The following is a 12,027-nucleotide window of genomic DNA, read 5'->3' on the forward strand; positions in this document are numbered from 1 at the left end:
GAACAGGGCGGGGCTTCCCGCCTCCGCTTACCCGCAGAATAAAAAGGGGCCCTCTCCTTCGCCCCCGGCTCAGCCCCGGACCGTCAAAGAGGAACCCTGTGTCTGTCTGCGCCTGTGCTGCCTACTGCCGCACAAATACCATCTGCTCTCCGTACTCTCTCTCCGTGAGGGTCAGCTGACCCTGATCCACGCTGTAGGAAAAGGTGGTGGTGAGATTCGTGAGGGCCGTGCGCAGGTTCTCTTCCGTGTACTGCCCCCCGGAGCTCTCAGCCTGGCTGGCCAGTGCGCCCGGGATTTCTTTAAAGGTGATGGTCTTTTCGTCCCTGTCAAGGCTGTACTGGAGCTCCACCTCAACTGTCTGTTCTTCCACCACATCCGGCAGCGTGACCGTCATCCTCTCATTGTTCTCTATATCCAGCGCAAGCTCACTGCCCTCGCTCACCCAGTTGCCCTCCAGGGGATTGGACGTGAACATGCGGACAAGGAAGAATACCGCGATGACCACGATCAGAATGGAACTGACCGTGATCACGATCCTCCAGAGTTTACTTCTTTCAGCTTCATTATTTTTTGCGATCAGCATAGATATCGTCCTCTCATATCTCTCCCAGAGGGAGACTTTTTCCTTCTTAATAAATTATAGGTGGTTTTGGGGACAGTGTCAACGACATATCCCCCGCGTCACACCGCGTCATTTTTCGCAACATTTTGTTGAGTATCGGCACTTCACGACCGTCAGCGCCGGCAAACTGGTAAAATATGGTATCAATACAAAGGAGGAGAGAGTCATGTCATTTGCACAGAGACTGAAAACACTGCGTGCAGAGCACAATATGACCCAGAAGGAGCTTGGCCGGCGCATGAACCTTGCCCGCACCACCATCGCAGGCTATGAGACCAAAAGCCGTCAGCCCTCCCATGAGAAGCTGGCTGACATAGCCGACATCTTCGGCGTCTCTGTGGACTATCTCATCGACGGGGACGAGACACTGACTCCTGTCTCCCTGTCCCAGCATGAGCGCATCATAGACGAGAAGTTTTTCCGCCTCTACTCCCAGCTCACTGTAAAATCAAAAGAAAGCGCTCTTGACTACCTCGAGCTTCTAAAGCTCAGAGATGAAAAGCAGGCGCAGGAACGCCCATAGGGGAAAGTTCCTGACGCCTGTATTTATTTCACAAAACGCTCATAAATATACCTGTTTGCCTCCAGCTCCTGGCTGTCGTCCAGGGGCACAAGCTCTCCGGAACCGTATTTTCTCTCCAGGGCCCTGGCGATGAGCCAGTCGCAGACCTGGGGATTTTTCGGAAGAAGAGGGCCGTGCAGATAGGTGCCGATGACGTTTTTGTAGACCACGCCCTCGCATCCGCTGTTCTCCTCATTTCCATATCCGTGGAGCACCTTCCCGAAGGGGGTGTTCTCTCCGATAAACGTCCGGCCGCCGTGATTTTCAAATCCCACCACCGGTGTCTCAAAGAGGTCGCTTTTGAGGACGATATTGCCGATAAGCCGCCCCTCTCCCTGTTCCGTGTACAGGTCCACCAGATCCAGTCCCTCGATCATGCCCTCCTCGGTGCGGTAGTATTTTCCAAGAAGCTGGTAGCCGCCGCACACGGCGATGACCACTCCGTTGTCCTCCACATAGCTCTTGAAATCCTGCTGGATGTCCTTCAGCTTCCGGCAGACGATCATCTGCTCCCTGTCGGAGCCTCCGCCAAGGAGCACGATATCCAGCTTTGAGAAATCAATCTCATCGTTCAGTTCGAACTCGATCGTCTCCGCCTCGATCCCTCTCCAGATACAGCGCTGCATCAGGCAGGCAATGTTTCCCCTGTCTCCGTACAGATTGAGAAGATCCGGGTAGAGGTGGCCGATGGTTATCTTTCTTGTCTCTTTTGTCTCCCTGTTCTCCATACTGCCCGTCCCTCCTTACTTCTGTTCCTCAAGCCTTTTCAGCACATTTCTGGTGCTGAAAAGAGCGGTGTAGTTCACAAGCACATACAGGTTGCCGCAGCCCTTCTCGACACGCTCGCAGATGGCCTTCTCCACGTCCGCCTCCAGCATGGAGGGGATGTCCACATACTTGAGCCGCAGCCGCATATCCTGACACCGGATGCCGCTGACTGTGATGGAGTTCACATTCGCCTCCTTAAACCTGTCGAAATCCACATCCCACAGCCAGGACACATCGATGCCGTCCTGGGCGTTGTCGTTGATGACAATAATGACATCCTTTAGGGTCTCATCCTGCATGACCGCGGAAATATTCTGGTTAAAGCCCGCCGGGTTCTTTGCCAGGTTCAGAGTAATGTCCGTCCCCTTCACCCGGAACCGCTCCATCCTGCCGTTCTCCGGATTAAAGGCCGCCAGCATGTCATTGAAATGGGGAAGCTCCAGTCCCGACGCCCGGGCCGCCGTGTAGGCTGCCAGAATGTTGTAGACATTGTAGAATCCCCGGTAATTGGCCGTGATCCTTCTTCCCTCCACAGTGAAGGCGAGGTGATCTCCCACCTCAATATCAGAAGCGTTGTACTGGATATCCGGCCGCCTGAAATCACACTGTGTACACTGGTAGACCCCAAGCTGGCTGTAGTGATAAAACTCATAATGGAGAGGAGCGCCGCACTTCTTGCAGAAGCGTCCCTCCCTGATCTCGTGGGCACCGCTGTCATCCGTCACCTTCTCGTTGATCCCGTAAGTGATATATGGATTTCCCGCGTCCATGGCGAGGAAGGCGCTCAGAGCGTCATCCCCGTTCACGATGACCTTCATCTCCGGGGCGCTCTGCATCACTTCCTTTAGAATGTTCATGGTGATGTCGATCTCCCCGTACCGGTCCAGCTGATCCCGGAACAGATTGGTCAGAACCATGTAGTCCGGCTTAAAGTAAGGAAAGACTCTCCTTGTGGACGCCTCGTCTATCTCAATGCAGGCGCAGTCCGCATCCAGCCTGCCGGACCATCCGGCCGCCAGCACAAAGGCCGCTGCCACGCCGTTCAGCATGTTTGAGCCGGTGTGATTGCAGACCACCTTCTTTCCCTCTGCCTCCAGAGCCGCGCAGAGCATGTTGTTGGTAGTCGTCTTCCCATTGGTGCCGCAGACGATAAAGATATCCCCTCTCACCTGGGAGGCCAGCTCTCTCAGTATATCCGGGCAGACGCGAAGGGCGATCTTTCCGGCCCAGGTCACGCCCTGCCTGTGGAAAATGTGTACGCTCGCCGCCTGCGCCGCCTTTGCCGCCCAGACTGCTGCCATTCTTCGTAGCTTCATATGTTTATCCTTTTTTCTGATTTATTCTTTGTATGATATTGAGGCAAAAACCTCAACTACGATGCCTACGGATTGTTCCATGCTGCGCACTCTCACAATCCTACCCAATATTCGCATATCGTGGGATGTTCATCCCACTTTTATGCTCATATTGGGGCGGGCCCCAAGGTCTTTCACCCACTATGAGCAAGCTCATGTGGGCTTAGACCTTTTGCCCCTGGCATCTTTGTACTATTTTACCTTCTGGCCTGCCACAAGTCAACTGCCATGTCCGGTTTGCATGCCATGCCATGTCCAGTCTACATTTATTTGTTATGTTTTTCACAAATTTCTTCTGTTTTTTCCCAAAACTTTGTGTCTAATTTATATTTACTATTCTGCCCTCCCGTGTTATGATACAGACATAAACAGATAGATATTTTTTTAACGATAGGCGTCCCAGGTACGCACGCTCTCTGGTTGAACTGCCAGGAACAACCGGAGAGCAAATAAACCTTTTTTTCATACAATAGAATCCTTTAAAACGGAAAAACAGCTCCGGGCTTCCAAGCGCCAGGGGCTGTTTTTCTGTGCTCTGTATGGACCTTATCTGTGTTCTTTTTTCTATGGTTTTCCTAACCTCTGTCCTTTTCCATCATTCCCATGAGGATCTTCTCCGGCGTGATGGGCAGCTCCCTGTGCCATACGCCTGTGGCGTTGAAGATAGCGTGGGCAATAGCCGGGGAGGGAGTGTTGATGACGACCTCTCCGATGGACTTGGCGCCAAATGGGCCGGTCTCCTCATAGCTGCTCTCAAATTCCACCCGCAGCCTTCCGATATCCAGACGGCTGGGAATTTTGTACTGCATAAAGGAATTCTCCAGGATCCTTCCCTTTTTGCTGTAGGTGATGTCCTCGTAGAGGGCCATGCCGATCCCCTGGGCCAGGCCGCCCTCGGTCTGGATCCTTGTCAGATTGGGATTCATGGGCGTGCCGCAGTCCACCACGGCCACGTAATCCAGAAGCTCCACAGCCCCTGTCTCCTTGTCCACCTCCAGCTCTGCCATGCCCACCATGAGAGGCGGCGGAGATGTGGGTGAGGAGTGGGTCACTGTGACCTGGACGGGCTCCCGGTTTCCGCACATGGATTTAGTGGCGATATCTTTAAGGAGCACCTCCTTTGTCCCGTCGGCTCTGCGCACCCGGTCAGCGGCAAACTCCACCTCGTCCTTCCCGCACTCCAGCATGCCGGCGGCAATGGCGCAGATGTGGTCCTTCAGCTCCACGGCCGCCTTCTCCACCGCCTTTCCTGTCACGTACATGGTGCTGGATGCGTAGGAGCCGGAGTCGTAGGGCGAGGAGTCCGTGTCCGCCCCGTAGACGATGATATTGTCCAGGTCGCACTCCAGACACTCTGCCGCCACCTGGGCCAGGGTGGTGTCGCACCCAGTTCCCATGTCCGCTGCTCCAATGGAAAGGATGTAGAAGCCCTCGTCATTCAGCTTCAGTGTGGCCGATCCCACGTCCACACCGGAAATGCCGGAGCCCTGCATGGCCATGGCCACTCCCTTGGCCCGGATCTTTCCATTGCCCATGTCCTTTGCCAGAGGCTTCTCGTCCCAGCGGAACATCTCCTTTGCCCTCGCCATACAGCGGTCCAGAGCGCAGGCGTTCATCTTTTCATTGTAGTAAGCCATGGCTGTCTGTCCCTGGCGTACCATATTTTTCTCCCGGATCGCCACCGGATCCATGTGGAGCCTGTCCGCCAGCTCGCTGACAATGCTCTCCACCGCAAAAATACCCTGTGTGGCCCCGTAGCCCCTGTAGGCTCCGGCTGCCTGCACATTGGTATACACCACGTCATAGTTGAACCGGTAGGCTTCCATATTGCCGTTATAGAGGGGAATGGACTTGTGTCCGCTCAGTCCCACTGTTGTAGGGCCGTGCTCCCCGTAGGCCCCTGTGTTAGACAGGGTGTACACATCCAGGGCCCGGATGGTGCCGTCCTTCATGGCTCCCACCTTCACCCTGACCTCCATCTCATGGCGGGGCGAACCGGCAGTCTGGCTCTCCTGCCTGGTGTAGATCAGCTTGGCCGCCTTTCCTGTCTTCCATGTGACAAAGGCCGGAAAGACTTCTGTCACGCAGGTCTGCTTCGCCCCAAATCCGCCGCCGATACGGGGCTTTGTCACCCGCACCTTTGACTTGGGGATATCCAGGGCATTGGCCACGATCCTGCGGACGTGGAAGATGATCTGGGTGGAGCTGATAATGTGCAGCCTCCCGTAAGGATCCATGCAGGTGTAGGTCCGGAATGTCTCCATCATAGCCTGGCTGTCCGGCTTTGTGTGGTAGGTGTGCTCCAGCACAATGTCGCAGTCCTCCATGACCGCGTCCACATCTCCCTTGCTGTCCTTTGCGGAGGCGCACAGGTTCCTCTTGTTGTCCGCTCCCACAGGGCAGAGAGCCCTCCAGTTTTCCTCCGGATGAACAAGGATCTTGTTGTCCTTGGCCGTGTGGATATCCAGCACCGGCTCCAGCACTTCGTACTTGACCTTGATGAGCTTCAATGCCTTGTCCACGGCCTTCTCATTTTCCCCAGCCACGATAGCCACAGCGTCCCCCACAAAGCGGAGTCTCTGGTCCAGGATCAGCCTGTCGTAGGGGCTGGCCTCGGGGTAGGTCTGGCCAGCCATGGTAAAGCGCTTGTCAGGCACATCCCTGTAGGTGTAAATGGCCTCAATGCCGGGCACCTTCATGGCAATATCCGTGTTGATCTCCTGCACGAGGGCGTGGGCGTGAGGGCTGTGGAGCACCTTCACCACAAGACAGTCTGAGGGCGTAATGTCATCCATGTACACCGGCTTCCCTGTCACAAGGGCCATGGCGTCCTTCTTTCTCACGGAACGATTCACATATCTGTAGCTGCTTCCTGGTATCTGATCCGGCATTAGGCTTCCCCTCCCTTCGACTGGCTTTTTTTATAGTTGATGTAGGCCCGTATCCCCCGCAGCTGTCCCTCATATCCGGAACAGCGGCACAGATTTCCGGCCAGGTATTCCTTGATCTCCTCGTCCGTCGGGTCCTGGTTTTCACGGAACATGGCAATGCCGTTCATCATCAGCCCCGGGTTGCAGAAGCCGCACTGCTCCGCCCCCTCATCCGCGATAAAGGCGCCAAAGCCCTCCGCCTCCTCCTGAAGCCCTTCCAGGGTGGTCACCTTATGTCCGTCCGCCCTGGCAGCCAGAAGGCTGCAGGACAGCACCGGCCTGTCATCCACAAACACCGTGCACAGACCGCAGTTGGAGGTCTCGCAGCCCCGCTTCACACTGTAGCACCCCTGGCTGCGCAGGAAGTCGATGAGGAGCATGTCCGGGGCAATGTCCGCGGTTACTTTCTTTTCATTTAAAAGGATCTGTATCTGCATCAGTTTCTCCCCTCCTGTTCACTTTCATCCATCTGCGCAATCTGAAGAAGAGCCCGCTTTGCCAGTACCCCTGCAATAATCTTCCGGTACTGGGCGCTCCCCCGCAGATTGCTTCCCGTCTCCACAGTCTCTGACACGTAGGCTCCAAAGGCCTCCGCGCTCTCCCCCGTGATGCCGTCTGCCAGGAGCCCTCTCTCGTCCCGGAGACAGACTGCCTTCATGGGCCTTGCGCCGATGACGCAGCGGACCTCCTCCTCTGTCTGCACCACGCAGCAAGCCAGGGCCGGGAAATCTGTCTTTGTGTTCCTCTGGGAGAGATAGGCTGCCCGCATGGGCTTTTTGGGAACGATCACATAAGTCAGGATGTCATTGTCATAGGGAAGGTACGCAAACTCTTCCACAGACAGCCGGCCTCTCTTATAGAGCTCCACTTCTGCCCCCGCTGCCATCAGAAAGGTCAGCACGTCGGAAAACCCGTATCTTCCGAACACGCTGCCTCCCACAGTGGCCATGTTCCGGAACTGGACGCCCACAATGTGGCGCACGCTCTCCCGGGCCGCCCCCTGGGTCAGGGCGTTCAGGCCCTGGTGGAGCTCCACCTGGCGCAGCGTCACCATAGCGCCGATCCGGAACTCTCCCTCCGTCTCCTCGATGGTGTCCAGCCCCAGACCGGACAGGTCGATGGCTGTCCCCACATTTCTCTTCTGCATCTTCAGCCAGAGCATGCCTCCCAGGACCACATTGTTCCTCTTCTGGTTCAGCTCATAGGCCTCCTCCAGGCTGGACGCCTTTACATACTGATTGATCGTAAGCACGTCTTCTCTCCTTTTCTCTGTAAAATCCTCAATATTTTCCAAATAAATCCCGTCACATATCTATAAAGCCGATATATTATAGCATATTTCTCTTTTGTGCGGAAGGGTTCGGGACGCTTTTCCGTTTTTTTCAATAACAGTTTTATCAGGGTTTTGTCAGACCATCTCGTTTTGACAGATTTCTTCATTTCCCTCTCCATCATGCGGCAATTTGTGATAGAATGGTCGGAGTAGCAATCTTAGCGATTCAGGAGGACTTTAAAATATGATAAAAATACTATTCATTTGCCACGGCAGGATTTACTGTTCAGAATAAAAAGTCTCAAATCGTCTTAAATACTTCTATAAATAGTAGTTCTTATGTTTCATTCTCAATTTTACCAATGATTTACCAATATTTCTGGAGAGTCAGGCTTGCAAAAAATAAGCCAGAATGAGGAGATTAAAAATATGAGCGAATTGAAACCAAGAATAACAGAAAACGGAATTGATTATATCCTTGTCGGAGATTACTATATCCCAGATTTGAAGCTGCCGGAGGAACACCGTCCTATCGGAAAGTACGGACGGATGAACCGGGAATATTTAAGAGAAGTCCCCCCAGCCAGATTGAACACACTGATACTGACCGGAGAATTGTGGACATATCTTGCAGACCTGAACGAACAGGCACAGGAACGGTTAGACACTATCATGGAGCAGATGAAAGCTACCGAGGGCGTGACAGAGGAATTAAAGCGTACTTCTCAAATGGAATGGGTGCAGCATTGCAATAACATCCGTAACCGGGCAGAAGAAATTGTTCTGCATGAGATGATCTATTCATAAGGGTATGATATAGGGAAACGATATCTGAAACATGGTATCGTTTCCTGTTTTTATAAATATTTGTGTAACAGAAAATGGGTGTAAGGTTGACATTACAAGAAAAAAACATATATAATTATTGTAATGTTAACCTTACTTTTGGAGGAACTATGAAAAACAGAATAAAAGAATTGCGAGAACAGCGAGGGCTGACGCAAGAGCAATTAGGAGAACTGGTTGGAGCTTCAAGGCAGGCGATAAATGCCATAGAAACAGAAAAATTTGAACCATCTATCTGGCTTGCATATGATATTTCTAAAGTATTTGAGTGTGCCATTGAGGAGGTATTTTTATTTGATGTAAGTTTGAGAAAATCAAGCAGACAGGAGGTAAAAAGTGGCAACAAGATTTCTTCGTTATGACAGCGACCCTATATTAAGAAAAAAATGTAAAGCTGTCCTAAAAGTTGATGATAAAATCAGGCAGCTCTTAGATGATATGCTTGATACATTACATGAAACAGAAAATGGAGCTGCACTGGCAGCAAATCAGGTTGGCGTTTTGAAACGGTTGGTTGTCATTGATTTTAACGATACACGATTAAAACTTGTAAATCCGAAAATGATAAGCCAAAGCGGTGTGCAGGAATGTGTTGAGGGATGCCTTAGTTTCCCGAACCGTTTTGTAAAAACAATTCGTCCACAAAAGGTCACGATTCAGGCACTCAATGAATATGGAGAGGAAATTATAGTTGACGGAGAAGATGAAATGGCAAAATGCTTCTGCCATGAGCTGGAACATCTGGACGGTATGATTTTTTTAGATAAAGCGATTGAAGAACTTTCTGTTGTGTAGTGCAAATTGATAGATGCCGTTTCGGAAAAAGAAAAAGAGGTTTTATGAGCAAGGTTATTATGATGTGCGGCGTATGTGGTTCTGGAAAGACTACTTACGCCAAGAAAAAAGAACAGGAAGGATATATCAGACTTTCCATTGATGAAGAAATGTGGAAACTTTATGGGAGAAAGGGAATTGATTATCCGGAAGAACAATATGAAAAATTGTCAGAGCAGGTGGAGGCTGCGCTTCAAAAAAAGCTGCTGTCCCTGATTCAGCAAGGAAAAGATGTTGTGATTGATTTTAGTTTCTGGAGTAAGGAAAATCGGAATGTTTATAAAGAGCTGATCCAAAAAGCAGGCGCTGAAACGGAACTTGTCTATATGAAAGCCAGTAAGGAGCTTTTGCAAAAAAGACTATATAAAAGAAATCAGGTCTTAAATGCCAATTCGCCGTTTGTGATAACAGATGAAATATTGGAACATCATTATCACGCATTTCAGGAGCCATGCGGCGAAGGAGAAAAAGTAATTTTGCAGAAAGAGGATATTATACAGTATTCAAAAGAAGAAAGTAAAGCAATCTGGAATCAGAACGCTGAATTTTGGGATTGTGCAATGGGGGATGAATCAAATGATTTTCACAGAGAAGTTGTCCGCCCCAAAGTAACAGAGCTTCTAAATCCTGATCCAACAGATTATATTTTAGATATTGCCTGTGGGAATGGAAATTATTCTGCATATCTTGCAGAAAAAGCTGTCTCTGTTTTGGCTTTTGATTATAGTGAAAAAATGGTGGAACTGGCAAAAAAGCACCAAAAACGGTATGCTGATCACATTGAGTTTTGTGTAGCAGACGCTACGAATGAAACAAGTCTGATGGCATTAAAAAGAAATAAGCCATTTACAAAAGCAGTCTCAAACATGGCGGTCATGGATATTACAGACATTAAGCCGCTTTTTACCTCTGTTTATAAATTGCTTGAGGATAATGGAGTATTTGTATTTGCGACACAGCACCCCTGTTTTGTAACGCTTACAGAAAAATATATGACGCCGCACAGCTATTACGATATTGCGATTGAAGGACAGCCACAAAAACAATGTTATTATCATCGTTCTTTACAGGATATTTTTAATCTGTGTTTTGATACTGGTTTTGTCATAGACGGATTTTACGAAGAATGCTATTTTAATAAAGAAATCCCGGATATTATCATTGTCAGAGCCATAAAAATTGAGAGGTAGATAGTAGATTTGCTATTTCCTGTAATTGTAAAAAAACTTAAAACTATGGAGGTATCTATTTTGATTATAAGACAAGAAAGACCAGAAGATTATGATACGGTATATCATGTTGTAAAAGAAGCATTTGAAAATGCTGAATATACAGATGGAAATGAACAGAACTTAGTTGCTGCGTTAAGAAAAAGCAAATCGTTTATTCCGGAACTTTCTCTTGTTGCTGTCGAGGACGAAAAAATTGTAGGACATATTCTTTTTACAAAAGCAGTTGTTCAAGGGGTTGAGGTTCTTGTGCTTGCCCCTCTTTCTGTATTACCCGATTATCAGAACAGGGGAATCGGATTATCTTTGATGAAAGAAGGACACAGTATAGCACATAAATTGGGATATGAATATTCAGTTGTTTTGGGACATTCCAAATACTATCCAAAGGCAGGATATATTCCGGCAAGTGAGTGTGGAATAAAAGCGCCATTTGAAGTTGACGATGAAAGTTTTATGGCACTTAATCTTAACGGAAGTCAAAACAAATTAAATGGAGTTATTGAGTACGACAAGGCTTTTGGGATATGATGTAAAAAATTAGAAGTTGGGAAGGTAAAACATAGATGAATCAAGGTAGAATTATTGTAATCACAGGTTCGCCGGGAACAGGGAAAACTACAACGGCATCTGCTGTTGCAAAAGAATCAGATTTAGAAAAGTCTGTGCATATGCACACAGATGACTTTTACCATTATTTGAGTAAAGGGGCAATACCACCACATTTGCCAGAATCAAATGAGCAAAATTTGGTTGTCATTGAAGCATTTTTAGAAGCTGCGAAGCGATATGTTCGTGGTGGATATGATGTAATTGTAGATGGCATTGTAGGACCGTGGTTTTTAGAGCCGTGGCTCAACATTGTTCAAGAGCATTATGAAGTACACTATATCGTTTTAAGGGCAAGTAAAGAAGAAACTATGAAGCGAGCTATCGAACGCTCAAAGTTAGATAGAGAAACAAATGTTGAATTAGTTGAAACAATGTGGAAACAATTTTCTAATTTAGGAATCTATGAATTAAATGTTATAGATACAACTGCGCACTCAATCAAAGATACTGTTTCAGCAGTAAAAGAAAAAATCGTAAGCGGTACGGCTTTACTATTTTAGACAAAGCTGCAAAGACCGCCCGACCCGCTGCTATGAACATATCTTCCTGCTTACGAAAGAAAAGAAATACTACTATGACGCTGCGGCCATAGCCGAACCCATTTCCCCGAAAACGGCGGCGCGGTACCGCATGGGGCGCAGCGCGAACGGCAAATACGCCGCAGAAGTCCCCGGACAAGGCAAGGTACAAGGGCTGAACAAGGCAAGGAGCGGCGGCTACTACGACGACGCGCTCATGCCGACCACAAGGAACCGCCGGGACGTTTGGACTATCAACACCGTCCCCTATAAGGGCGGGCATTTTGCCGCGTTTCCCCCGAAGTTAGCGGAAACGTGCATACTGGCGGGCTGTCCGAAAGGCGGCGTTGTGCTTGACCCCTTTTTCGGGAGCGGCACGACCGGGCTTGCAGCGAAAAGCCTTAGATGCTGCAAATGGGGGATCATCGTTGTTGTGTCTGTAGGATTAGGGTGGATAGTAAAACCTACGATATACCGG

13 protein-coding genes and 1 pseudogene are annotated in these 12,027 nt (G+C 49.5%); 8 read left to right on the forward strand and 6 right to left on the reverse strand.

The genetic code is table 11. From position 1 onward, the window contains the following. Nucleotides 1-121: 121 nt before the first annotated feature. Complete coding sequence (locus FGQ86_RS10695; protein ID WP_033126554.1) at nt 122-583, reverse strand: hypothetical protein; 462 nt, start codon at nt 581-583, stop codon at nt 122-124. Between the two features lie 205 nt (nt 584-788). Between FGQ86_RS10695 and FGQ86_RS10700 the strand changes: the two genes are divergently transcribed. Further along, nucleotides 789-1,145, forward strand: a complete 357-nt coding sequence (locus tag FGQ86_RS10700; protein WP_033126555.1) for a helix-turn-helix transcriptional regulator — start codon at nt 789-791, stop codon at nt 1,143-1,145. Nucleotides 1,146-1,168: 23 nt separating this feature from the next. On the opposite strand, the gene FGQ86_RS10705 is transcribed toward FGQ86_RS10700, so the two are convergent. From FGQ86_RS10705 to FGQ86_RS10725, 5 genes are all read right to left on the reverse strand, one after another. Then, on the reverse strand, nt 1,169-1,912 hold the full coding sequence (locus tag FGQ86_RS10705; RefSeq protein ID WP_033126556.1) for a glutamine amidotransferase: 744 nt from the start codon (nt 1,910-1,912) through the stop codon (nt 1,169-1,171). Between the two features lie 15 nt (nt 1,913-1,927). After that, a complete protein-coding gene (locus FGQ86_RS10710; RefSeq protein WP_138304001.1) occupies nt 1,928-3,268 on the reverse strand; it encodes a MurT ligase domain-containing protein in 1,341 nt (446 codons plus the stop codon). A 614-nt stretch (nt 3,269-3,882) separates the two neighbouring features. Beyond that, nucleotides 3,883-6,198 carry a molybdopterin cofactor-binding domain-containing protein gene (locus FGQ86_RS10715; protein ID WP_138304003.1) on the reverse strand — a complete coding sequence of 772 codons (2,316 nt, stop codon included), beginning with the start codon at nt 6,196-6,198 and terminating at the stop codon, nt 3,883-3,885. Continuing rightward, nucleotides 6,198-6,674, reverse strand: a complete 477-nt coding sequence (locus FGQ86_RS10720) for a (2Fe-2S)-binding protein (RefSeq protein WP_033126559.1) — start codon at nt 6,672-6,674, stop codon at nt 6,198-6,200. Before FGQ86_RS10720 ends, FGQ86_RS10715 begins: the two co-directional genes overlap by 1 nt. Continuing rightward, nucleotides 6,674-7,489 (reverse strand): FAD binding domain-containing protein, encoded by an 816-nt coding sequence (locus FGQ86_RS10725; RefSeq protein WP_033126560.1) that lies wholly within the window; start codon nt 7,487-7,489, stop codon nt 6,674-6,676. Before FGQ86_RS10725 ends, FGQ86_RS10720 begins: the two co-directional genes overlap by 1 nt. A 450-nt stretch (nt 7,490-7,939) precedes the next feature. On the opposite strand from FGQ86_RS10725, the gene FGQ86_RS10730 reads away from it, so the two are divergent. The 7 genes and pseudogenes from FGQ86_RS10730 to FGQ86_RS10760 form a co-directional block, all read left to right on the forward strand. After that, a complete protein-coding gene (locus FGQ86_RS10730) occupies nt 7,940-8,317 on the forward strand; it encodes a TnpV protein (RefSeq protein WP_138304005.1) in 378 nt (125 codons plus the stop codon). A gap of 149 nt (nt 8,318-8,466) precedes the next feature. Further along, entirely contained in the window at nt 8,467-8,718 is a 252-nt protein-coding gene (locus tag FGQ86_RS10735) for a helix-turn-helix transcriptional regulator (RefSeq protein WP_138304007.1), read from the forward strand. Then, nucleotides 8,693-9,151: a peptide deformylase gene (def, locus tag FGQ86_RS10740; protein ID WP_033126562.1), complete on the forward strand. Its 459-nt coding sequence runs from the start codon at nt 8,693-8,695 to the stop codon at nt 9,149-9,151. The genes FGQ86_RS10735 and def overlap by 26 nt, the downstream gene beginning before the upstream one ends. A gap of 62 nt (nt 9,152-9,213) precedes the next feature. Next, a complete protein-coding gene (locus tag FGQ86_RS16605) occupies nt 9,214-10,380 on the forward strand; it encodes an AAA family ATPase (protein WP_138304020.1) in 1,167 nt (388 codons plus the stop codon). A gap of 60 nt (nt 10,381-10,440) precedes the next feature. After that, the gene (locus FGQ86_RS10750; RefSeq protein ID WP_033126563.1) at nt 10,441-10,950 is read left to right on the forward strand and encodes an N-acetyltransferase; all 510 of its coding nucleotides are present in this window, start codon (nt 10,441-10,443) and stop codon (nt 10,948-10,950) included. A 35-nt stretch (nt 10,951-10,985) separates the two neighbouring features. Beyond that, complete coding sequence (locus FGQ86_RS10755) at nt 10,986-11,531, forward strand: AAA family ATPase (RefSeq protein WP_033126564.1); 546 nt, start codon at nt 10,986-10,988, stop codon at nt 11,529-11,531. A gap of 1 nt (nt 11,532) precedes the next feature. Beyond that, nucleotides 11,533-11,946 (forward strand): annotated as a pseudogene (locus tag FGQ86_RS10760) (site-specific DNA-methyltransferase); the annotation flags it as partial. Between the last annotated feature and the right edge of the window lie 81 nt (nt 11,947-12,027).

This window comes from Clostridium sp. BSD2780061688st1 H5, from assembly GCF_005845155.1.
In the GTDB taxonomy this organism is placed as follows: domain Bacteria; phylum Bacillota; class Clostridia; order Lachnospirales; family Lachnospiraceae; genus Claveliimonas; species Claveliimonas intestinigallinarum.

What these genes read in the sequence shown, in the direction of transcription:
- FGQ86_RS10695 (WP_033126554.1), bottom strand. Translation starts at nt 583, where the DNA reads ATGCTGATCGCAAAAAATAATGAAGCTGAAAGAAGTAAACTCTGGAGG.
- FGQ86_RS10700 (WP_033126555.1), top strand. Translation starts at nt 789, where the DNA reads ATGTCATTTGCACAGAGACTGAAAACACTGCGTGCAGAGCACAATATG.
- FGQ86_RS10705 (WP_033126556.1), bottom strand. Translation starts at nt 1,912, where the DNA reads ATGGAGAACAGGGAGACAAAAGAGACAAGAAAGATAACCATCGGCCAC.
- FGQ86_RS10710 (WP_138304001.1), bottom strand. Translation starts at nt 3,268, where the DNA reads ATGAAGCTACGAAGAATGGCAGCAGTCTGGGCGGCAAAGGCGGCGCAG.
- FGQ86_RS10715 (WP_138304003.1), bottom strand. Translation starts at nt 6,198, where the DNA reads ATGCCGGATCAGATACCAGGAAGCAGCTACAGATATGTGAATCGTTCC.
- FGQ86_RS10720 (WP_033126559.1), bottom strand. Translation starts at nt 6,674, where the DNA reads ATGCAGATACAGATCCTTTTAAATGAAAAGAAAGTAACCGCGGACATT.
- FGQ86_RS10730 (WP_138304005.1), top strand. Translation starts at nt 7,940, where the DNA reads ATGAGCGAATTGAAACCAAGAATAACAGAAAACGGAATTGATTATATC.
- FGQ86_RS10735 (WP_138304007.1), top strand. Translation starts at nt 8,467, where the DNA reads ATGAAAAACAGAATAAAAGAATTGCGAGAACAGCGAGGGCTGACGCAA.
- FGQ86_RS16605 (WP_138304020.1), top strand. Translation starts at nt 9,214, where the DNA reads ATGTGCGGCGTATGTGGTTCTGGAAAGACTACTTACGCCAAGAAAAAA.
- FGQ86_RS10755 (WP_033126564.1), top strand. Translation starts at nt 10,986, where the DNA reads ATGAATCAAGGTAGAATTATTGTAATCACAGGTTCGCCGGGAACAGGG.